The sequence below is a fragment of the Sphingomonas agri genome (assembly GCF_038148795.1).
Lineage (GTDB): Bacteria > Pseudomonadota > Alphaproteobacteria > Sphingomonadales > Sphingomonadaceae > Sphingomicrobium > Sphingomicrobium agri.
In genome coordinates this window covers 689,094-710,186 of the sequence record NZ_JBAPEU010000002.1, presented here as the reverse complement: position 1 = coordinate 710,186, position 21,093 = coordinate 689,094, and the positions used below count along the sequence as shown (strand labels likewise).

Genomic DNA, 21,093 nt, shown 5'->3' with positions numbered 1-21,093 from the left:
TGACAGTTTCCGTTCGTTTGGGCCGCACCCCTCATGCAGCCGCGTTCTCCTTGGCGAGGGACTGTGGCACAAAAACGGCGTGAGTCCACCGTTCAAGACCAGGCGCACGGCGCCGCCGCTCAACGACGCCGCGCTCAGCGAACTCGCGCTGCGCTATGTCGGCAAGTATGCAACGACCCGCTCTAAGCTGCGCGCCTATCTTGCAAGAAAGCTCCGCGAGCGAGGCTGGGAGGGTTCGCTCGACCCTGACCTCGAGGCGCTCGCCGACAGGTTTGCAGAGCTTGGATACGTCGACGACGCAGCCTTTGCGCTCGCCAGGTCGCGCTCGCTTGCCGGCCGCGGCTTTGGGAGGCGGCGGCTGGCCGAGCAGCTGAGGCATGCGGGGATCGCCGAGGAGGACAGCCGCGAGGCGCTCGATGCGGCCGAAACCGTGGCCGTCTCGGCTGCGCTTCGCTTCGCGCAGCGGCGAAGAATCGGTCCTTTCGCCGCTGAAATGGCGGACCCCCGGACACGCGAACGGGCGATTGCCGCGATGGTCCGGGCGGGCCATGATTCTACCCTTGCGCGCAAGATTGTGGGCCTCGAGCCCGAGCAAGATGCCGATCTCGTTAACCTATGTGAAAGTTTGAGGCCCGACACAACGTAAAGTCGGTTTGCCGACACAATTACCCATGTTAATGGGGACTGATGGTGCGTACAGCTTTGCAACTGGCCGAAGGGGGCAATGACCACGCAATGGAGTCGGACGAGAGCTCGGGTCCGTCCGAGATGGAGCCCATTACCGGGCGTGTGAAGTGGTTCGATGCGACGCGCGGCTTCGGCTTCCTGGTGAGCGATGAGGTGGACGGCGATGTGCTGCTCCATTTCAGCGTACTGCGCGAACACGGCCGCCGCAGCGTTCCCGAGGGTACCGTCATCGAGTGTGTGCCCGTGCGACTTGACCGCGGCCTGCAGGCGAAGCGGGTTTTGTCGATCGACACCTCGTCGGCCTTGCCGCAACAGCCGCGCTCGTCCATTCCAGCGGGTGAACGCGCCGATCGCAAGGCACTTGCGGAAAATGCCGGCGAGTTCGAGCCGGTGGAGGTAAAATGGTTCAACCGCGTTCGCGGCTATGGCTTCGTCAAGCGACCGGACGAGTCGGGCGGCGAGGATGTCTTCGTGCACATGGAGACGGTGCGGATCTCGCACTTGCCGGAGCTCCAGCCAGGGCAGTTCCTCGAGGCCCGGATTGCGCCGTCGGCCAAGGGACTGACCGCCGTCGAACTTCGCGCCATCGGCGGGTCGGACTAGCCGCCGGCGCTTTCGCGGTACTGATCGCCTGCAGTCCTCAAGCGCCAGCCCAGAATGCTCCGGCTGAAAACGTTGCGCAGACGGGTCTTCGTGAAGTGCCGCTGACGGTCCGTTCGAAAAACGGCGTGCATCATTTCATCGTCGAGGTGGCCGCGACCCCCGAACAGCAGGAGCGGGGCCTCATGTTCCGCAAATCGCTCGCCCATGACCGGGGCATGATCTTCCCTTACGATCCCCCCCAGGAAGTTGCCTTCTGGATGAAGCACACGCTCATCCCGCTCGATATCATCTACATCAGGAGCGACGGCACCATCGCGCGGATCGTCAACGCCGAACCGATGGACATTACACCGCTGCCTTCCGGCGAGCCGGTGGTCGCCGTGCTCGAGATCGGCGGCGGACGTGCGAAGGACCTTGGAATTCACGAAGGCGACATGGTGAACTGGACGCACTAGCTTGCTTCGCGACGAGCGGGGGCGCTAAGGCGCTCGCCCATGGGATTTTGGTCCAGAACATTCACCTGGTGGAACGGCGCCACGTGGGGAACGGCGCTTTTCACGCGCCGGTTCGGCAACGAGGTCGGCCGCGACGAGGCGGGAAACGTCTATTATCAGGATAAGAAGCGTCCCCACCGGCGATGGGTGATTTATTCCGGCGCGAATGACGGTAGCCGGGTGCCGCCGAACTGGCAGCTCTGGTTGAGAGGTACGATCGAGGACTTGCCCGACAAGGCGCTTCCGCCTGTGCGAAAGTTTCAGCAGAAGCCGACCGCGAATCTCACGGGAACGATCGAAGCTTTCCGTCCCGACGGCGCGCTTGGATCCGGCAGGCTGCGCCCGGCCTCGACCGGGGACTATGAACCCTGGATCCCCGAATAAGCGTGCGATACGTCGCAGTTCCGTTGCTGATCGTGCTTGCGCTTGCCGGGTGCGGCAAGCGTTCCGAGCAGCAGAACGTTCCGCTTCCGACGGCGCGTCAGCCGGCCACGACCGCGAGCGGGCAGGGCGGAGTTACACCGATGGCCCAGCGGGTTGCGGTCCTTGGCATTCTCAACAAGCGTAACGGCATCGTCCAGAATATCGCTCTTCACCCCGGCCAGTCGGCACGCTGGAAGGACGTCATCGTGCGATTGCGCGCATGCGAGACGACCGCTCCATGGGAGCTCGAGAAACTGACCGGGGCCTTCGTCCAGGTTGACGTCCAGCAGCCCGACAAGCGCTGGAACCGCATCTTCTCCGGATGGCTCTACAAGGAATCGCCCTCGCTGAACGTCGTCGAGCATCCGGTCTATGACGTTTGGCCCAGAAGCTGCGAAATGACGTATCCCGCCGGCCCTCCCGCACCAGCGGCCCCGGCGAGCTCGAGCAGCCTCTCGAGCGCGAAGAAGTCCGGCGGGCCTTCGGCTGCAGAACCGGGCGCATCGACCAATGCGCCGGCCGGCGCGCCCCCGCCGAGCGCGGCCGACAATAATGCGACGTAGGTCTCACGCGGCACGCTGATCGCGCCGAGCGAGGCGAGGTGCTCGGTCATGAACTGGCAGTCGAGCAACGTGAAATTGCCGACCTTGAGACGGGCAACCAGCCATGCGAGCGCGACCTTCGACGCATCGCGCACCCGGCTGAACATGCTTTCCCCAAAGAAGGCCCGGCCGAGCTTCACGCCGTAAAGTCCGCCGACGAGCTCGCCTCCGCTCCATACTTCGATCGAGTGGGCATGACCCGAGCCGTGAAGTGCGAGCATGGCCCGCTCGAGCTCGGCGTTGATCCAGGTTTCTTCGCGCTCGGCACAGGCCGAAATGACGGCCTGAAAATCGGAGTCGAGAGTGACTTCGAGCCGCCCGGACCGAAGCGTCCGGCGAAGCGAATGCGACATGTGAAAACGATCGAGCGGGATAAGCGCCCGGTTGCGCGGCTCGACCCAGAAGAGCTCGGCCGCATTGCGGCTGTCCGCCATCGGGAAGATTCCGGTGGCATAACCCTGCAGCAACAGGCGCGGGTCGAGGCGACTCATGCGGCGGGAATTTACAAAATCTCGCGGACCTTGTCCTGCGGTCGGCAAAGCCGCACGCCGTTGGGCGTCTCGACGATCGGGCGGTTGATGAGGATGGGGTGGGCGACCATCGCGTCGAGAACCTCGTCGTCGCTGATATCGGGACGGTCGAGTCCGAGCTCGCCGGCAAGAGGTTCCTTGGTACGCAGGCCCTCGCGCGGACTAATGCCGGCACGCGCATAAAGGCGGACGAGTTCGTCGCGAGACGGCGGGTTTTTCAAATACTCGTGAATCCAGACGTCACAGCCGGCCTCGCGCAGGATATCGAGCGTCTTTCGCGATGTTCCGCACATCGGATTGTGAAAAATTGTAACTTTCATTTCCCTACTACTTCCGAAATGGATTCAGCTGGTTAAACAAAGATTTAACGCCGTCGACAGCCTTTCGCGCAAGCCTATTGTCGCGGCTGCGGAACGATGTCGCCAGATCGTCGTTCCAGCGCTTGTAACATGCACCGTCGTCGGCGGAAGGTACCGGCGTACGCATGTTCTACAGCTCATTTGAACGGGAGAAAGAGCGATGCAGAAATCCATCATAGCCCTGGCGCTTGGAAGTACCGCCATGCTCGGCGCTTGCGCGAACAATCCGCGTGTCGCGGAAGGCGCGGCGATCGGCGCGGCCGGCGGTGCGGCCGTTGGTGCCGTGGTGCCGGGCGTTAGCGTCATCGAGGGTGCCGCAGTGGGCGCCGCGATCGGCGGTCTTGCCGGCGCTGTCTGGGCCGACAACAACAATGACGGCTACGTCGATGGCTACATGTACAACGGCCAATATTATGCCGGCACGCCGCAGGGCTATGATCCCTCGACGCACAGCGTTCTTGCCAGTGCTGCCACCGGCGCCCTTGGCGGCGCGGCGCTTGGCGCGGCTGCGGGCGCAGTGATCCCCGGCGTGAGCATCCTCCAGGGCGCGGTCGTCGGCGCTGCCGTCGGCGGTCTTGCCGGAGCGATCTGGGCCGACCGTGACAACGACGGCCGGGTGGACGGCTACGTCTACAACGGGCAATATTATGCCGGTGCGCCGTCATCGACCGCTCTTCCGCCTCCGCCTCCGCCAGCTCCGGCGCCGATGGCACGCGGCGAACGCGGGTGAGTCAGACGGCCGCCGAACCGAATTTTCGGCGGGAAATCTGATTGGAGAATACGTGATCAGTTCGCGTGATGAGTGCACCGGCCGCTGGCCGGTGCACTTTTTTAAGAATGTCGGTTTGTTCGCCGCGGTTTTGCTCGCGGCGACGGGCGTTCCTGCTGCCGCGGCGCCACTGGCACCCGCCGTTGCACAGTCGCAGCAGCCCGTTTCGGGCCAGACGGTTGATGACTTCTACCGCATGCGAAACGGTTATCCGTTGTGGCTGGCGGCGAATTCGGGCGATGCGGCGCAGCAGCTTGTCGGTCTCCTTTCGACGTCCAATCTCGATGGCCTGAACCCTGCGCGATACAACGTCGCAGGACTTCAGCAGTCGATCGAGGCTGCGCGCACCGGGAAGCGCAAGCGGATCGACGAGGCCGACCGGCAGCTTTCTGCCGCGTTCGTCGCCTATGTGACCGACTTGCGTCAGGATCCCGGCGTCGGGGTCACCTATGTCGACCCGAGTCTCAGGCCCAGGGCGCCAAGCCCCCTGGCGTCATTGCTGATGGCAGCAGCGGCGCCTTCGCTCCCCGATTATGTTCATTCCATGGGATGGATGCACCCTATTTACGGGCAGCTTCGTCAGGCACTCGGAGGTCATGGCTATTCAACCGACCAGCAGCGTGACGTACTTGCGCTCAACCTGACCCGGGCGCGCGTACTGCCAGCGGGCAAGCAGCGCTATGTTCTCGTTAACGCCGCCCAGCAGCGCCTCTACATGTACGAGGACGAGAAACCGGTCGACTCGATGGTCGTCGTGGTCGGCAAGCCCAAGTGGCCCACGCCGATGCTGACGGCCTACATCCGATACGCCGCCCTCAACCCTTATTGGTACGTGCCCTCCGATCTTGCCGGCGAAGACGTCGGTCAGTTCGTCCTCAAGCAGGGCCTCTCCTATCTCGACAAGATGGGATACGAAATCGTCGATGACTGGACTCCCAATCCCACGATCATCGATCCCAAGACGATCGACTGGAAGGGAGTGGTCGACGGGAAGGTGGAGGTCCTCATCCGCCAAAAGCCCGGTCCCCAGAACTTCATGGGGCGCATGAAGTTCATGTTCCCGAACCAGTTTGGTGTCTATCTTCACGACAATCCGCGCCGCGAGCTCTTCCTGAAATCGGCCCGCTACTTCAGCGGTGGCTGCGTAAGGCTCGAGGACGCCGCCCGTCTTGGGCGCTGGCTGTTCGGGCACGACCTTGACTGGCAGTCCGCCGGTCCGGAGCAGCCCGTGCCCCTGGCCCAACCCGTGCCTGTCTACATCACCTACCTGACCGCGATGCCGGACGGCGCCTCGATTGCCTATTACGACGATGTCTACGGACGCGACGCCGCGAAGGTTGCAACTGCAGGTACCGATGCGGTGACGGGCGGCACTGGGGCCGGAAGCCGCTAGGGCTTCCACCAGTTGGGGAAGAACGTAACGTCCTGTGCGACTGGACGGCCGGCGGCATCGCGCGCCGGATCGAAACGGATGTACCGCACGGTCAGCTGACACATCAGTGTATCGGCATATCCGTTCCCGCTTGAGCGGGCGACGCGGCAATTGGAGACGGTCCCGTCAGGATTGACGCGTAGCGTGACACCGACGGTTCCCGTGCGAAGTCCGGTTGCCGCGAGCTGGCCATATTCGCGGTCCGGGATCCGCGAAATGCGACGCGCTGGCGTATAACCGGAGAAGTCGTTGCCACCACCTCCCGGTCCATTTCCCCTGCCGCCTGCACCTGGGCCATTCCCGGCCCCGGCCGCACCCGGGCTCGAGGCTGCGCCCGTGCCTGCGACTTTAGCCGCGGGGACGGGCGAGGGCTCGGGCAGCTTGGGCGGCGGAGCAACAATCGGTGATGCCTGGGCCCTTCTCGCGGGAGTTCCTTGGGGCTGCCTCATTGCGGGTCGAGGGACCGGTTTCGGCAACGGCTGGACGGGAGGCGGGGGCGGCGGCTCATTGATGCTGATGGTCGTCAGGTGCTCTACGGCGCGCTGCACCATCTGAACGTTGAGGCCCGAGACGATGATAAGGGCAAGAGCGGCATGAACGGCGACGACGCCGGCGATTGCCTTGGCCTTGTCGGGTCGGCCCGCAGTTCCTCGATAGCTGGACACAGCCATATCCTTGCTTCGAACAACGCCCGTTCGAAGCGATGGTTTAGTCGCGGGCAGCCACCGCGTCTGCGGTGAAGTCCGCGTTCTTGCGTTCGGGGCCAACTGCCGTCCAGATGGCAATGATCACGGCCGTGATGCCGCAGACAAGCGCCAGTGCGAAAGCGTAATCGTCTCCTCTTCCTTCGGCAATGCCGGCCTGGATCGGCGCGTTCTTGGAAGCGATGAGGTTGCCAAGCTGGTACGCGAAGCCTGGAAAGAGGCTTCGAGCTAGCGGGGGCGACAGCTCGTTGAGGTGGACCGGCACTATCCCCCATGCGCCCTGCACGGCGACCTGCATGAGGAAGCCGCCAAGAGCGAGCAGCGCGGGCGTTGCGGAAAAAGCCCAGAGCGGGATGATCGGCAGAGCAAGCAGGCTTGCGATGACGATCGCTCGCCTGCGCCCGATCCGTTCCGACCAGATTCCGAACGAGATGCCGCCCACCATTGCGCCCACGTTCATCAGCGCGGTGAGCGTCCCCGTCGTATGCGTGTCGAAGTGATGCTGCTTCTGGAGGAAGGTCGGATAAAGATCCTGCGTGCCGTGGCTGAAGAAGTTGAACGCCGTCATCAGCACGACGAGATAAAGAGCAATCTTCCAATGCCTGACGAGCTCCATGACGGGATTGGGCCGGCTCATTCCGCGTCGTGCCTCGAACACGGGGCTCTCGCGGACGTGGATGCGGATGAGCAGCACGAGGAGGGCAGGAGCGATGCCCACCATGAACATGCCGCGCCAGCCGATCGTGTCGAAGAGCAGGAAGTAAACCAGGCTCGCGACGAAATAACCTGAGGGATAGCCGCTCTGGAGCAGTCCGGAGACAGGCCCCCGGAGCCCTGCCGGAATGGATTCCATCACCAGACTCGCGCCAAGACCCCATTCTCCGCCCATCGCGACCCCGAACAGGAAACGCAGCGCCAGCAGGCTTGTCAGCGAAGGCGCAAAACCCGACGCAAATTCGAGCAACGAGAAGAGAATGATGTTGGCCATCAATACCGGCCGTCGCCCGAAATGTTCGCCCAGCCAGCCGAAGGCGAATGCGCCGATGGGGCGCGCGGCGAGCGTCAGGAAGACCGCCTGGGAAACCGCCTTGATGTCGGTCCCGAATTCCCTGGCGATTGCCGAAAGCATGAACACCATCAGGAAATAGTCGAAGGCGTCGAGGGTCCAGCCCAGATAGCTTGCCCAGATCGCGCTGCGTTGCGAAGGTTCGAGCGATTTCAGGTCTGCGATCAGGCTCATCAGCGGCTTCTCCCTCAGCCGATCGGTGATGCCCGCGGGCCAGCCGGTCGGCAAGCGCCTTCAGCGCGGCTCCTTAACCCTCGTTCATGGAACAGGCGGTCTCAGGACCGCGTTTCCCGAGACCCTTAACTAAGAAGGTCATGAAGGCTCTTATCGCGCTTGCAGCTGCGAGCCTTGTTGCGATCGTTGCGGCAGCCCCGGCCGATGCCAGGCAGGGGTGCGGCCCGGGCATGCACCGCATACCCAATGGCATGTGCGTTCCAAATCGTGGACGAACGCAGGTCTATGTCGTCGGCCGCTATTATCCGGGCCATGGCTACTGGTATCAGAACCGATGGTGGCACAACCGCTACCGCGCCCCACAACAGCTGGCGCTATCGCTAGGATCGGCGGGTTACTGCGCGTTCCTCGCGAGCCACTGCTCGAGCCATTTGATGGTGTAGTCGCCGGCGAGGAATTCGGGGTCGCGTACCAGCTTCTGGTGAAGCGGGATGGTGGTCTTCATCCCCTCCACCACAAATTCCTCCAGTGCGCGTCGGAGGCGGCGGATGCAGCTGTCTCTGTTGGACCCATAGACGATCAGCTTCCCGATCATGCTGTCGTAATAAGGCGGCACGCGGTAGCCGGTGTAGAGACCGCTATCGACACGCACGTGCATGCCTCCAGGTGCGACATAATTCTTCACGAGACCGGGTGAAGGCGCAAAGGTCTCAGGGTCCTCTGCATTGATCCTGCACTCGATTGCATGGCCGTGAAGCACCACTTGGTCCTGCGTGCAGGAAAGGCTCTCTCCACATGCGATCCGGATCTGCTCTCGAACCAGATCTATTCCGGTGATCATCTCGGTGACGGGATGCTCGACCTGGAGCCGGGTATTCATTTCGATGAAGTAGAATTCGCCGTTCTCGTACAGGAACTCGATCGTACCGGCGCCCCGATAGCTCATCTCCGCCATCGCCTTACGGACGCGTTCGCCCATCAGCTCCCGTTCGACGCGGCTGATCGCGGGGGAGGGCGCTTCCTCAAGCACTTTTTGGTGGCGGCGCTGAAGCGAGCAATCGCGTTCGCCAAGGTGAATTGCAGCGCCGTTCCCGTCGCCGAACACCTGGAATTCGATGTGGCGGGGATCGGCGAGATACTTTTCCATGTACACCGTGTCGTCGCCGAACGCGGATCGAGCCTCGGATGCCGCTTGGCTCATCAGGCTCTCGAGCTGGTCCTCCTCGGGCACGACCTTCATGCCGCGTCCGCCGCCACCCGAGGCGGCCTTGATGAGGACGGGGTACCCGATGTCCTCAGCGAGCCTCTTTGCCTCGGCGACGCTACGAAGCGGGCCGTCGGAACCGGGAACGAGCGGCAGGCCAAGCTTGGCGGCGGTGCGCTTCGCCTCGATCTTGTCGCCCATCGTTCGGATATGCTCCGGCTTGGGCCCCACCCAGATGATGTTGTGGCTCTCGACGATCTCGGCGAACTGCGCGTTCTCCGAGAGGAAGCCGTAGCCGGGGTGGATCGCGTCGGCGTGGACGATCTCGGCCGCCGAGATGATGTTGGGGATGTTGAGATAGCTCTCGGTCGCGGGCGGCGGCCCGATGCACACCGTTTCGTCGGCGAGGCGCACATGCATCGCATCGGTGTCCGCGGTGGAGTGGACCGCAACCGTCTTGATCCCCATTTCGTGGCATGCTCGGTGGACGCGGAGCGCAATCTCGCCGCGGTTGGCGATCAGCAGTTTCTGGATCTTCACCAGAGCGGCCCTTAGCCGATGATCACGAGCGGCTGGTCGAACTCGACGGGCTGGGCGTCGGCGACCATGATCTTCTTGATCACGCCCCCCTCGGGCGCGGTGATGGGGTTCATTACCTTCATGGCTTCGACAATCAGGAGCGTGTCGCCAGCCTTCACGGGCTTGCCGACCTCGATGAAGGCGTTGGCACCAGGCTCCGAGGCAAGGAAGGCAGTACCGACCATCGGCGACTTGACCATGGTCCCGGCAACCTCGCCGGCAGCTTCTGTTCCTATGTCCTCCTTGGCCTGCATCGGCGGACCCGTGAGGGCAGGAGCAGCAACCATGGCGGGGCCTGCCGACGGCATTGCGCCGATCACCGGCGGAGCCTCGCGTGCAACCTTGATTCGCCGCTCCCCGTCAGCAACTTCGATCTCCGTCAGCTCGTTGGCGGTGAGGAGCTCGGCAAGCTCCCGCACCAGATCGGGATCGATGCGCATGGCATCCTTTTCCCCCGAGCGGGCGGGCTCTTTCGATTGAGGCATGTTCTTCCCTATTCCTTTGGTGCAGCGCTCTGTCAGACGATGCGCCCTCAGTCCACCCTGAACAGACTTGGCGCTGCGACTGGTGGCTCCTAAGGCCGTGCCCGATGAGTCTGGACGGCAGCCTTGGAATCCGGGTGAACGGCGAGCACCGACGGGTACCCGGCGGGATCAGCGTCGCCGAGATGCTGAATGGCCTTGGCCTTGATCCACTGCGCGTGGCTGTCGAGCGCAATCTCGAGATCGTCCCGCGTTCCACGCTCGGGCTCGTTTGTGTCGAGGACGGCGATGATTTTGAAATCGTGCATTTCGTTGGAGGAGGTTGAGTGACGGCGCAACAGAAGATCAAGGCCGACCGCTGGAGCGTCGCGGGCCGCCTGTTCACGTCGCGGCTGATCGTCGGCACGGGCAAGTACAAGAGCCTCGAAGAAAATGCGGCTGCAGTCGAGGCATCGGGAGCGGAAATCGTCACCGTCGCGGTCCGGCGGGTGAACGTCTCGGACCCGAGCCAGCCGAGGCTCACCGATTTCATTGATCCCAACAAAATCACCTATCTACCCAACACGGCCGGTTGCTTTTCAGCCGACGAGGCGATCCGCACCCTGCGCCTCGCGCGCGAGGCGGGCGGCTGGAACCTCGTGAAGCTGGAGGTGCTGGGCGAGGCCAAGACCCTCTACCCGAACATGCGCGAAACGCTTCGCGCGACCGAGGTCCTCGTCAAGGAAGGCTTCGAACCGATGGTCTATTGCGTCGACGATCCGATCGCTGCCAAGCAGCTCGAGGAAGCGGGCGCCGTCGCGATCATGCCGCTGGGGGCGCCAATCGGCTCCGGGCTGGGACTGCAGAATCTCGTCACGATCAGGCTGATCGTCGAGGGAGCAGGAGTGCCCGTATTGGTCGACGCCGGCGTCGGTACGGCCAGCGATGCCGCCGAAGCGATGGAACTTGGCTGCGAGGGCGTTCTCATGAATACAGCCATCGCCGAGGCAAAGGACCCGGTATTGATGGCGCGCGCGATGAGGGCGGCGGTTGAAGCTGGGCGCCTCGCCTATCTTGCAGGACGCATGCAGAAGCGGCGTTACGCAGATCCCAGCAGCCCGCTCGCGGGCCTTATTTAGTCGCGGTCACGACGTGCGCCGACATGGGCGCATCAAAGCCCTTTGCACCTTCAAACTGGCGCAGCGCCGCACTTGCCGCGTCTGTCGCCAACGCAAGTGCGCCTTCCCCTTGCTTCTCGATGTCGGATCTCATTGGCGTCCCTTGCGTGAGCGCGATCGCTGCGTCGTGGGCCGATGCCGCGCGGCTTCGAAGATCGACGGTTTCGATCTCGATACTCGCAAAGCCCGCAGCACGAAGATCCTCCTCGATCCGTGCCGTGTCGAAGTAACGGAAGGGCACCCGCTCGTAAAAGGCGGTACAGTTCTCGGGAAAGAGGTCGGCAACGGCGCGTCCGGCGACCTTGGTGGCAAGGTTTGAATCGATGCTGTTCCAGACCAGGAGAAGGTAGGTCCCGCCGTCCCGAAGGACCCGCCAGGCCTCCCTGTTTGCCTTCACCTTGTCCGGGAAGAACATCACGCCGAACTGGCAGGCGACGAGATCGAAGCTGCCATCGTCAAAGGGCAATGAGAGCGCGTCACCCTGCAGGAAGCTGATGTTGGGCGATCTTAGGCGGCTGATCGCCCGCTCGAGCATGGGCTGGTTGAGATCGGTCGCGACGATCTGCGCATCTGGAAGGACGTCGAGTAGAGCCTCTGTCAGCACTCCAGTCCCCGCCGCCGTCTCGAGGATCCGGCGGGGGTGCAGCTCCCGTGCTTTTTCTGCTGCGTGCCGGGCGTAGGGACGGAATATGAGCGGCACCATGTAGCGGTCGTAAATCACCGGAATGGAGCCGGCGAAGACGCTGTCGGTGCCGGTCATCGGAACGCCCCCCTTGCTCCGTTGGTTCTCGCTGGGAATCGAGTCCATGACAGACTTCGCATCCGAGCGCGAGGCGATGGTCGAACGGCAGCTGCGCCGCCGGGGAATCACCGAGCCGGACATCCTCGACGCGTTTCGCGCCGTTCCGCGCGAAGCATTTGTTGGCGGGAATGTCGCCCATCTCGCTTACGGTGATCACCCGCTTCCGATCGAGGCAGAGCAAACCATCTCACAGCCCTATATCGTCGCGCTGATGATCCAGGCCGCGGCCATCCGGCGCGGCGACAGGGTGCTCGAGGTCGGATCAGGCTCGGGGTATGCCGCTGCCGTCATCAGCCGCATCGCGGCGCAAGTGATCGGTATCGAGCGGCAGCACGAGCTGGTCGAGGTCGCAAGCAAGAGGCTCCAGCTTCTCGGCTACGACAATGTCGTTATCGTCGAAGGCGACGGTACCAAGGGCTGGTCCGAGGCGGCACCCTATGATGCGATCCTCGCGGCAGCGAGCGGCAGCCACGTGCCTCAACCGCTCGTCGACCAGCTGAAGACCGGGGGGCGACTTGTCATGCCGCTGGGTGAGCCGGGCTGGAACCAGAAGCTCATCCGTATCCTCAAGAGCGAGGATGGGTCGCTTCAACAGTCGGACCTCGGCGCAGTACGGTTCGTTCCACTGATCGGCGAGCAAGGTTGGAAAGATGCTTGATTCGGAACTGGATCGCACGTCGCGGCTGATTGCCGGGGCGGCTGAGCCGCTGCCCGACATCGAGGACGAGCGGTTTGGGGCGTTCTTCGATCGTTTTGCCGATGCGCGGGTGGTTCTCCTCGGCGAAGCGAGCCACGGTACGTCCGAATTCTACCGCGCCCGAGCGGCTATCTCGAGGCGATTGATCGAGCATCACGGGTTCAACATCGTCGCCCTCGAGGCTGACTGGCCCGATGCAGCCACCATCGACCGGACCGTCAGGCATCGCGAGTGGCGGTCTGGCGAACTTCGCGCTTTCGAGCGCTTTCCAACCTGGATGTGGCGCAACCGCGAGTTTGACGACTTCGTTCACTGGCTTCGCGCCCATAATGCCGGCAGGCCCTATGAGGGCATGTGCGGCTTCTACGGGCTCGATCTCTACAATCTCTCCGGCTCGATGCAGGCGGTCATCGAATTTCTGGAGCGCGAAGACCCCGAACTCGCGCAGATTGCGCACCGCCGCTACGGCTGTCTTGAGCCATGGGCCGACGAGCCTCAGCTCTACGGTCGCAATGCGCTTCTGGAGGGCTATGCGCGCTGCGAAGTCGGCGTCATCCAGATGCTGAAGGATCTGCTGCAGCGGCAGCTCGACTGTTACTCCCCCGAATGCGACGAATGGCTGGACGCGGCCGCGAACGCACGTCTCGTTAAGGACGCCGAGGCTTACTACCGGGTCATGTATCATGGCTCCGCGGAGAGCTGGAACCTGCGCGACACGCACATGTTCGAGACGCTCGCCATGATCCTGGAGGCCAAGGGCCCACAGTCGAAGGCGATCGTCTGGGCTCATAACAGTCATATCGGCAATGCGGCTTCAACCGAAATGGGGCAGCGACGCGGAGAGCTGAACATCGGCCAGCTAGCCAAGGAAAAGTGGGACTCGAAGGCCAGGTTGATCGGCTTTGGGACACATAGTGGAACCGTCGCCGCGGCCGACGACTGGGACGAGCCGATGCAGATAAAACAAATTCGTCCCTCGCTGCCGCAGAGCCATGAACGGGCAAGTCACGACAGCGCGTTGCCGCGTTTCCTGCTTGACCTGCGTTCCGGCGCGGTTGGACGTGAGGTGGGCGAGGCGCTGCTCGAACCGCGGCTCGAGCGGTTCATCGGGGTCATTTACCGCCCGGAGACAGAGCGCTGGAGCCACTATAGCGATGCGATCCTCGCGCGGCAGTTCGATGCCTGGGTGTGGTTCGACGAAACTCATGCCGTCACAAACAGCAGGTCGTCCTGGCGAAGGTCCCGCGCCTTGCGACCGATATCGCCGTTGCCGCGGCCGACACCAGAGCAACGGTTCCTAAGGGCGACGGACCCCTTCAATGACCCAGGCGAGCGCCTCGCCGCTCCGCGTCCGGAGCAGCTTTCGGGGCTGAAGTTCAAAGCCGGTCGCGAGCGGCTGCAGCAAATTCTCGATGCTGCGATCATCAACACAGCAGAGCGCAAGCGAGTCGAGCATGACGAGCTCGGGTGCAAGAGCGTCCACAACGGCCCGCCAGACCTGCATCCTGCCGAGCTCGGGACTGCGGATATGCGAATGGAGACCGCGGCCTGCTTCCTCGATCAGCGAGTCATTTGAAACTTCGCTTTTCAGGAGCGCGATCCGCTCGGAAAGAGCCCTCGCGTCGCCCGAAAAGAATGCGGCCTGGACGCGGACCCCGCACAGGCCCTCGATCGCTCGCCGATGGCGTCGCATCGCCGCCAGGACGGGGCCGTCCGGGTGATGGACCAGCAACGACAGCCGACCACGCGGCACCAATACACGCGCTACCTGCGTCGAGGTCGCGACGGGATCGCCGTATTCATAGCCAAATTGGCTCACCGCGCAGTCGAACGAGCATTCCGGAAATGGCAGGGCTTCCATCGCCACGTTGGAAAGAAGCCGGAGTTCCGGGCTCGCTGAGCCCGGAACCCGGGCGATGTCGACGCCCGTCACCGCCAGTTGCGGGCCTGTCTCCCTGAGTGCTCGGCCGACCGCTCCCGATCCGCAGCCGAGGTCGAGCACGCGGGCGGTTTTGGACAGCCTGGATGCGAGAGCCGACCAGTGTTCGTCGAGAGGATCGCTAAGATCGGGGCTGCGCCCGAGACAACGGGAGTTTCGACCGTGGCCGGACCAGAATAGACTCCACGCTTCTGCGGTATTGGTTGCGTATGGCGGGCTCACTCGAGCTTGTGTGCGTCTTCCAAGCTCCGCAGTTCATGTCGCCTGAAATCTACGAACGCTTCCTCTCGCGAAGCTTCGTGATGGTGGTCGCGTTGCTGATCTGCTCGACGTCAGTCTTGCAGTGGAGAAGGCGAACGCCCTTCCGGCGGATTGCCTCGTCGAGCGCCGGGATGAACGCCTCGGTGCTCTCGATCGTCTCGGCCCAACCCCCATAGGCGCGTGCAAGGACCGAAAAATCGGGATTCCTGAGCTCGGTCGCACTGATCCGTTCGGGATATTCGCGTTCCTGGTGCATGCGGATCGTGCCGTAGCTGCCATTGTCGACGAGTATGACGAGGAGATCGGCTCCGTATTGAGCCGCCGTCGCCAATTCCTGGCCGTTCATCAGGAAATCCCCGTCGCCTGCGACGCAGACGACCGGTCGGTCCCTGAAACGTAGAGCGCCGGCAACCGCGGCGGGAAGGCCGTAACCCATCGTTCCGCTTGTCGGGGCGAGCTGTGTCGGCATGGGGCCGTAACGCCAGTAGCGATGCCACCAGCCGGAGAAATTGCCGGCGCCGTTACAGATGATGGTGTTTGGTGGGAGCTTATCGCGCATGGCCGCGACGCAGGGCCCCAGATCGAGCTTCGCGCCTTCGCGGGCCTTGGGTTCCGACCAGTCGAGCCATTCCTTGTGTGCCTCCTCGCCCAGCGAGAAGCGCACAAGCTCGGGATCGACCCATTCATCGATCATCTCGGCGAACTCACCCATGTCTGCGCAGATCGGAAGGTCGGCGTGATACACGCGGCCCAGCTCGTTGGGGTCGGGATGGACATGGACGAGAGTCTGACCGGGATGTTCGGGCGTGATGAGGGTGTAGCCGTCAGTGGTCGCTTCACCGAGGCGCGGGCCGACGGCGAGGATGAGATCGGCCTCTCGAATGCGCTGCTGCAGCTTCGGGTTGGGGCCATAGCCAAGCTGGCCTGCATAGACTTGGCAGGTGTTGCAGATCGCGTCCTGGCGGCGGAAGGCCGCGGCAACGGGGACCCCGTAGCGGAAGGCGAAATTTGCAAAATGGTGGGAGGCTCGGGGATTCCAGTCTGCGCCGCCGACGATCGCGACGGGCGAAGCGGCCTCTTTCAATAATTCGAACAGTGCTTGGATCGCGCCCGGATCGGGCTCCTCGACGACCGGCGGCACCGGCGGGCGGTCCGCTACCTCGACCTCGTCGCGCAGCATGTCTTCAGGGAGAGAGAGCACGACAGGGCCCGGCCTCCCGGCGGTCGCGACCCGGTAGGCGCGGGCCACATATTCAGGAATGCGCTGCGCATTCTCTATTCTCGCAGCCCACTTAGCGATCGGGGCGAAAAAAGCGGGAAAATCGATTTCCTGGAAGCCTTCGCGGTCGCGGTCGCCGCGCGCGACATCACCGATGAACAGGATCATCGGCGTCGAATCCTGGAAAGCGACGTGAACACCGCCGCTCGCGTTGGTCGCGCCGGGACCTCGGGTCACGAATGCAATGCCCGGCCGCCCGGTCATCTTGCCGTCCGCGTCGGCCATGTAGGCGACGCCGCCCTCCTGGCGGCAGACGATCGCCTCTATCTCCGGCGTGTCGAGGAGTGCGTCGAGCACTGCAAGGAAGCTCTCACCTGGGACAGTGAAGATGCGGTCGCATCCCTGGATCTTCAGCTGGTCAACGAGAATGCGTCCGCCGGTGCGCTTGGTCATGGCCCGCGCTCTAGCGGCTGGCGGGTCGGGTGCAAACTCGTGTAGGCGCGCGCTGCATGATCACCATCAGCATCACCTATCCACATGTCGACGGTGCGACCTTCGACTGGAACTATTACACGGCCACGCACCTGCCGCTTGTCGGCGAGACCTTCAAGCCGTTCGGTCTCACCTTTGCCAGCGTTCTACGCGGGATCGAAGCGGCGGGCGGCGGCGCGCCTCCTTACGTCGTGACGGTGCTTCTGACCTTCTCCGACGATCAGGCCGCCCGCAATGCAATTGCGTCGGAGCCCGCGAGGAAGCTTCGCGAAGATCTTGCAAACTTCACGACCATCAAGCCGATCGTTCAGCTCAATACGCCCATTCCCTGACGTCCCGGCGACGGCTTGGCGCAGCGCTCGGACCCGACCGATCTAGCCGGTGCGGGTCCCCGGAAACGGCGATCCGAGCGCGAGCAGCCGGAACACCGGACCGACTAGCGGTTCACGCCTGATGGATTGCCTTGACTACCTGATAGCTCTCGAGGCCCTCTTTTCCGCCTTCTGATCCGAATCCCGAATCCTTGACGCCACCGAAGGGCGCATCGGCAACGCTGATGGCAAATGTATTGACCCCGACCATGCCGCTCTCGACGAGGTCGCCGATGAGATTGGCACGGCGACCGTTCTCGGTAAAAGCAAAGGCGGCGAGGCCATAGGGGAGGCGGTTTGCCTGCTCGATGACTTCCTCGAACGTGTCGAACGGCCGCGAAACGGCGACTGGACCAAACGGCTCCTCATTCATGATCTGGGCGTCGTCGGGAACGTCGGCGAGCAGCGTCGGCTGGAAGAAGAAGCCGCTGTCGCCTCGTTCGCCGCCGGCAACCAGCCGTGCGCCCTTGGCCTTGGCATCCCCAACGAGACGGTCGATCGCCTCAGGCCGCCGCTGGTTGGCGAGCGGACCCATGCGGGTTCCCTCCTGGAGGCCGTTGCCAACCGTGACCCTGGCCGTCCGCTCGGCAAAGCCCTTGACGAAGGCATCGTAAATGCCGCGCTGGACGTAGAAGCGGGTCGGCGAGACGCAGACCTGACCAGCATTCCTGAATTTCTGCGGCACGACCATGTCGAGCGTCTTCTCGAGGTCACAGTCCTCGAAGATCAGCACCGGCGCATGACCGCCAAGTTCCATCGTCACGCGGGTCATGCTGTCCGCGCATAGCTTCATCAGATGCTTGCCGACTGCCGTCGAGCCGGTGAAGCTGACCTTGCGGATCGTGCGACTGGCAATGAGCGTGCTGCTGACAAGGTCGGCATCGCCGTGGACGAGCTGGGCAACGCCTGCCGGAATCCCGGCATCTGCAAGTGCGCGGAACAGCTCGGTCGTGGAGCCTGGAGTCTCGTGCGGCGGGCGAGAAATGACCGTGCAGCCGGCAGCGAGCGCCGGCGCGACTTTCTTTGCCAGGAGGTAGATCGGGAAGTTCCACGGGGTGAAGGTCGCAGTCGGCCCGACCGGCTGGCGGATGACGCGGCTGAGCTGGCCTGCGGGACGAACGAGCGTGCGGCCATAGTCCCGCTTTGCCTCCTCGGCATACCAGTCGAAGAGCTGCGCGGACGCGAGCGTCTCGGCCTTTGCTTCTGCAAGGATCTTGCCCTGCTCCTGGGTCAGCGTCGCGGCGATCGCATCGGCGCGTTCGCGCAGCAGCTTGGCCGCCTTGTGGAGGATCGCGCCGCGCTTCTCGACATCGAGCGCCCGCCACTCGGGCCAGGCGCGGCCCGACGCCGCGAGTGCTTCGTCGAGGTCGGCCTTCGTCGCGTAGGGCACCTCGGCAATCGGCTTTGCGTCCACCGGATTGACGACAGTGTGACCCGCGTCCGCGGACTTCCAGACGCCGTCGATGAAGAGCTTGAGGTCGGTTTCGTATCCCATGCGCGCCAGATAGGCCTCGCTTGAAGGCGCCGCAACACGCGGCTACCGCTACTGACAAAGGAGAAAGCAAGCGATGACGAAGCAGGACCTGGTCCAGCGAATGCAGGAAAGCAGCGCCTGGGTACCCGGCAAACGGGTCAAGATTGATTTTGGTGGCAATGAAGGCGCCATCATGCTCGATGGCGCTGCACAGCAAGTGACTGAAGATGATGGCGCGGCCGATACGACGATCCGGGTCGGATGGGACGACTGGCAGCAGATGGCCGCAGGCCAGCTAGACGGAATGACCGCGTTCATGATGGGCAAGCTCAAGGTCGAAGGCGACATGGGCAATGCGATGCAGCTCCAGGGCGTTCTCTCGAAGCTCCGCAGCTAGCGCCGGCCGCGCGCCGGTTCGTCGAAGCGCGATTGCCCGAGTGTCTCCACGAGGTGACATTCGAGCCTCAACTGAGGGAGGGCTCACGATGCGACGAGCAATCAGTGCATCCGCCCTTGCCGCGGGCATTTTCTCGGCAAGTCCGGGGCCGGCCGTTCAGGCTTCGTCTGTGCGCGCAGCCTGCGCCGCGCCAGAATATCACCAGCTCGATTTCTGGACCGGTCGCTGGGATGTCTACAACAAGGCGGGCCAGCTCGTCGCGCACAGCCTGATCGAACGCGTCTACGACTGCGGCATTCGCGAGAACTGGATGCCGATTGGAAAAGCTGGCGGTGGATCCCTCAGCATCTACGTTCCCGACCAGAGGCACTGGGAGCAATTCTGGATCGATTCATCCGGAAGCCGTGCGTTTTTCACAGGCGCCTGGAACGGGTCCGCCATGGTGATTACCGGCAAGTGGGCAGGTCCCCTTGTCCGGATGAGCTACAGCAAGAATGCGGATGGCTCGGTCCGCCAGTCCGGCGAACAGTCGACCGATAAGGGCAAGAGCTGGTCGCCCTCGTTCGAGTTCACGTACCGGCGCGCTCCAAGCGGTAACTGACACTTGCTTGACCCCCATTCGGCGAGGCTCCTATGGCCGCGCTGCCCGACATTCGAGCGGTAAAGTTGAAAGCTGGTTCAACTTTGCGTAGCCCGGCCCCAGGAGACGCGACGTGCAGAAAATCTACGCCAGTGCCGAGGCTGCGCTCGAAGGACTGCTGTTCGATGGAATGACGATTGCGGCGGGCGGTTTCGGCCTGTGCGGCATTCCTGAGCGACTGATCGATGCCATCCAGGCGAGCGGGGTCAAGGAGCTCACCATCGCATCGAACAATGCCGGCATCGACAACGAGGGCCTCGGCAAGCTGCTCCGAACGCGGCAGGTGAAAAAGATGATCTCGTCCTATGTCGGCGAGAACAAGGAGTTCGAGCGTCAATTCCTCGCCGGCGAGATCGAGGTCGAGTTCACTCCCCAGGGCACTCTTGCAGAGCGGATGCGCGCCGGCGGCGCGGGCATTCCAGGCTTCTACACCAGGACCGGTGTCGGGACCGAGGTCGCCGAGGGCAAGGAGCACAAGGATTTCGACGGGGAGACCTATGTGCTCGAGCGCGGAATTCGCGCGGACCTCAGCATCGTCAAGGGCTGGAAGGCGGACGAAACCGGCAATCTCATGTTCCGCAAGACTGCCCGGAACTTCAACCAGCCAGCGGCGACCTGCGGCAAGGTTTGCATCGCCGAGGTGGAGCAGATCGTGCCGGTAGGATCGCTTGATCCGGACTGCGTCCATTTACCCTCGATTTTCGTCAATCGCCTGATCCTCGGCGCTCCTTATGACAAGAAGATCGAGTTCCGGACCGTACGGCAGCGGGAGGCGGCGTGATGGCGACGGCAGTTGAGGCAAAGGGTTGGACGCGTGACCAGATGGCGCAGCGCGCCGCGAAGGAACTTCGCGATGGCTTCTACGTAAATCTTGGCATCGGGATCCCGACCCTTGTCGCAAATCACGTGCCGCAAGGCATGACCGTGACGCTACAGAGCGAGAACGGGATGCTTGGAATCGGACCGTTTCCGTATGACGACGCGGTCGATCCGGACCTCATCAACGCCGGCAAGCAGACCATCAGCGAGCTGCCGCAGTCGAGCTATTTCGACAGCGCGACCAGCTTTGCCATGATCCGCGGCGGACACATCGATCTTGCGGTGCTGGGCGGCATGGAGGTCAGCGAGGCCGGCGATCTTGCCAACTGGATGGTCCCAGGGAAGATGATCAAGGGAATGGGCGGCGCCATGGACCTCGTCGCGGGCGTCAAGAAGATCATCGTCGTCATGGAGCATGTCTCCAAGAACGGCGACCCCAAGTTCATTCCCCAATGCACGCTGCCGCTGACCGGCAAGAACGTCGTGGACATGATCATCACCGACATCGCAGTCTTCCAGCGACCCGACCACGAGAGTGCCTTCAGGCTTGTCGAGCTCGCTCCTGGCGTGACGCGAGAAGAGGTGCGTGAGAAGACGACCGCGCATTACACCGATTGATTTCGCGCCGGTCGTTCGCTTTCATCTGCGGTTGAAACGCGTGGTTCCTGCAACCTTCCCTCGCAAAGAGTGATTGAAGCCAATGGAGGCAAATTGGCC

General features: G+C 63.3%; 23 protein-coding genes and 3 pseudogenes. 16 read left to right on the top strand and 10 right to left on the bottom strand.

Annotated elements, in window-relative coordinates:
• Positions 1–79: 79 nt before the first annotated feature.
• The 5 genes and pseudogenes from V8192_RS10375 to V8192_RS10355 all read left to right on the top strand — a co-directional run.
• The gene (locus tag V8192_RS10375; RefSeq protein ID WP_341632997.1) at positions 80–646 is read left to right on the top strand and encodes a regulatory protein RecX; all 567 of its coding nucleotides are present in this window, start codon (positions 80–82) and stop codon (positions 644–646) included.
• Positions 647–690: 44 nt separating this feature from the next.
• A complete protein-coding gene (locus V8192_RS10370) occupies positions 691–1,290 on the top strand; it encodes a cold-shock protein (RefSeq protein WP_341632996.1) in 600 nt (199 codons plus the stop codon).
• A gap of 95 nt (positions 1,291–1,385) precedes the next feature.
• The gene (locus V8192_RS10365) at positions 1,386–1,745 is read left to right on the top strand and encodes a DUF192 domain-containing protein (RefSeq protein ID WP_341632995.1); all 360 of its coding nucleotides are present in this window, start codon (positions 1,386–1,388) and stop codon (positions 1,743–1,745) included.
• A gap of 39 nt (positions 1,746–1,784) precedes the next feature.
• Positions 1,785–2,168, top strand: coding sequence for an NADH:ubiquinone oxidoreductase subunit NDUFA12 (locus V8192_RS10360; protein ID WP_341632994.1), 384 nt, complete (start codon positions 1,785–1,787; stop codon positions 2,166–2,168).
• 140 nt (positions 2,169–2,308) lie between these two features.
• Positions 2,309–2,542: pseudogene (locus V8192_RS10355) on the top strand (DUF2155 domain-containing protein); the annotation flags it as partial.
• Positions 2,543–2,577: 35 nt separating this feature from the next.
• On the opposite strand, the gene aat reads toward V8192_RS10355, so the two are convergent.
• Positions 2,578–3,300, bottom strand: a complete 723-nt coding sequence (gene aat / locus V8192_RS10350) for a leucyl/phenylalanyl-tRNA--protein transferase (protein ID WP_341632993.1) — start codon at positions 3,298–3,300, stop codon at positions 2,578–2,580.
• Positions 3,301–3,311: 11 nt separating this feature from the next.
• Positions 3,312–3,659, bottom strand: a complete 348-nt coding sequence (gene arsC, locus V8192_RS10345; protein ID WP_341632992.1) for an arsenate reductase (glutaredoxin) — start codon at positions 3,657–3,659, stop codon at positions 3,312–3,314.
• 199 nt (positions 3,660–3,858) lie between these two features.
• On the opposite strand from arsC, the gene V8192_RS10340 reads away from it, so the two are divergent.
• Together V8192_RS10340 and V8192_RS10335 are read left to right on the top strand one after the other, a co-directional pair.
• On the top strand, positions 3,859–4,428 hold the full coding sequence (locus tag V8192_RS10340) for a YMGG-like glycine zipper-containing protein (protein WP_341632991.1): 570 nt from the start codon (positions 3,859–3,861) through the stop codon (positions 4,426–4,428).
• A gap of 52 nt (positions 4,429–4,480) precedes the next feature.
• On the top strand, positions 4,481–5,860 hold the full coding sequence (locus V8192_RS10335) for a L,D-transpeptidase family protein (protein ID WP_341632990.1): 1,380 nt from the start codon (positions 4,481–4,483) through the stop codon (positions 5,858–5,860).
• Here the strand turns inward: V8192_RS10335 and V8192_RS10330 are convergent.
• Both V8192_RS10330 and V8192_RS10325 read right to left on the bottom strand, forming a co-directional pair.
• Entirely contained in the window at positions 5,857–6,564 is a 708-nt protein-coding gene (locus tag V8192_RS10330) for an energy transducer TonB (RefSeq protein WP_341632989.1), read from the bottom strand. The two genes, V8192_RS10335 and V8192_RS10330, sit on opposite strands and share 4 nt — an antisense overlap.
• Before the next feature lie 43 nt (positions 6,565–6,607).
• Positions 6,608–7,843 (bottom strand): MFS transporter, encoded by a 1,236-nt coding sequence (locus tag V8192_RS10325; RefSeq protein ID WP_341632988.1) that lies wholly within the window; start codon positions 7,841–7,843, stop codon positions 6,608–6,610.
• A gap of 140 nt (positions 7,844–7,983) precedes the next feature.
• Between V8192_RS10325 and V8192_RS10320 the strand changes: the two genes are divergently transcribed.
• Positions 7,984–8,286, top strand: coding sequence for a GCG_CRPN prefix-to-repeats domain-containing protein (locus V8192_RS10320; RefSeq protein ID WP_341632987.1), 303 nt, complete (start codon positions 7,984–7,986; stop codon positions 8,284–8,286).
• Here V8192_RS10320 and accC read toward each other — a convergent pair.
• The gene (accC, locus tag V8192_RS10315; RefSeq protein ID WP_341632986.1) at positions 8,238–9,587 is read right to left on the bottom strand and encodes an acetyl-CoA carboxylase biotin carboxylase subunit; all 1,350 of its coding nucleotides are present in this window, start codon (positions 9,585–9,587) and stop codon (positions 8,238–8,240) included. The genes V8192_RS10320 and accC overlap by 49 nt on opposite strands.
• Positions 9,588–9,598: 11 nt before the next feature.
• Positions 9,599–10,111 (bottom strand): acetyl-CoA carboxylase biotin carboxyl carrier protein, encoded by a 513-nt coding sequence (gene accB / locus V8192_RS10310; RefSeq protein WP_341632985.1) that lies wholly within the window; start codon positions 10,109–10,111, stop codon positions 9,599–9,601.
• Between the two features lie 104 nt (positions 10,112–10,215).
• On the opposite strand from accB, the pseudogene thiS reads away from it, so the two are divergent.
• Positions 10,216–11,226 (top strand): annotated as a pseudogene (gene thiS, locus V8192_RS10305) (sulfur carrier protein ThiS).
• Here the strand turns inward: thiS and V8192_RS10300 are convergent.
• A complete protein-coding gene (locus V8192_RS10300) occupies positions 11,219–12,025 on the bottom strand; it encodes a class I SAM-dependent methyltransferase (protein ID WP_341632984.1) in 807 nt (268 codons plus the stop codon). The pseudogene thiS and the gene V8192_RS10300 overlap by 8 nt on opposite strands.
• 46 nt (positions 12,026–12,071) lie before the next feature.
• On the opposite strand from V8192_RS10300, the gene V8192_RS10295 reads away from it, so the two are divergent.
• Positions 12,072–12,725, top strand: a complete 654-nt coding sequence (locus tag V8192_RS10295; RefSeq protein ID WP_341632983.1) for a protein-L-isoaspartate(D-aspartate) O-methyltransferase — start codon at positions 12,072–12,074, stop codon at positions 12,723–12,725.
• Positions 12,718–14,340 (top strand): erythromycin esterase family protein, encoded by a 1,623-nt coding sequence (locus V8192_RS10290; RefSeq protein WP_341632982.1) that lies wholly within the window; start codon positions 12,718–12,720, stop codon positions 14,338–14,340. Before V8192_RS10295 ends, V8192_RS10290 begins: the two co-directional genes overlap by 8 nt.
• Before the next feature lie 147 nt (positions 14,341–14,487).
• On the opposite strand, the pseudogene V8192_RS14660 reads toward V8192_RS10290, so the two are convergent.
• A pseudogene (locus tag V8192_RS14660) lies at positions 14,488–14,925 on the bottom strand (class I SAM-dependent methyltransferase); the annotation flags it as partial.
• Between the two features lie 49 nt (positions 14,926–14,974).
• A complete protein-coding gene (locus V8192_RS10285; RefSeq protein WP_341632981.1) occupies positions 14,975–16,636 on the bottom strand; it encodes a thiamine pyrophosphate-binding protein in 1,662 nt (553 codons plus the stop codon).
• A 56-nt stretch (positions 16,637–16,692) separates the two neighbouring features.
• On the opposite strand from V8192_RS10285, the gene V8192_RS10280 reads away from it, so the two are divergent.
• Positions 16,693–17,007 carry an EthD family reductase gene (locus V8192_RS10280; RefSeq protein ID WP_341632980.1) on the top strand — a complete coding sequence of 105 codons (315 nt, stop codon included), beginning with the start codon at positions 16,693–16,695 and terminating at the stop codon, positions 17,005–17,007.
• A 112-nt stretch (positions 17,008–17,119) separates the two neighbouring features.
• Here the strand turns inward: V8192_RS10280 and V8192_RS10275 are convergent, their stop codons facing one another.
• Positions 17,120–18,541, bottom strand: coding sequence for an NAD-dependent succinate-semialdehyde dehydrogenase (locus V8192_RS10275; protein ID WP_341632979.1), 1,422 nt, complete (start codon positions 18,539–18,541; stop codon positions 17,120–17,122).
• A gap of 73 nt (positions 18,542–18,614) precedes the next feature.
• Here V8192_RS10275 and V8192_RS10270 point away from each other — a divergent pair, with 73 nt between their 5' ends.
• The 4 genes from V8192_RS10270 to V8192_RS10255 all read left to right on the top strand — a co-directional run bounded on the left by V8192_RS10270 (position 18,615) and on the right by V8192_RS10255 (position 20,994).
• A complete protein-coding gene (locus tag V8192_RS10270) occupies positions 18,615–18,917 on the top strand; it encodes an SCP2 sterol-binding domain-containing protein (protein ID WP_341632978.1) in 303 nt (100 codons plus the stop codon).
• A gap of 88 nt (positions 18,918–19,005) precedes the next feature.
• Positions 19,006–19,518, top strand: coding sequence for a hypothetical protein (locus V8192_RS10265; protein WP_341632977.1), 513 nt, complete (start codon positions 19,006–19,008; stop codon positions 19,516–19,518).
• Between the two features lie 112 nt (positions 19,519–19,630).
• Entirely contained in the window at positions 19,631–20,338 is a 708-nt protein-coding gene (locus V8192_RS10260) for a CoA transferase subunit A (RefSeq protein ID WP_341632976.1), read from the top strand.
• Positions 20,338–20,994 (top strand): CoA transferase subunit B, encoded by a 657-nt coding sequence (locus V8192_RS10255; protein ID WP_341632975.1) that lies wholly within the window; start codon positions 20,338–20,340, stop codon positions 20,992–20,994. The genes V8192_RS10260 and V8192_RS10255 overlap by 1 nt, the downstream gene beginning before the upstream one ends.
• Positions 20,995–21,093: the final 99 nt, after the last annotated feature.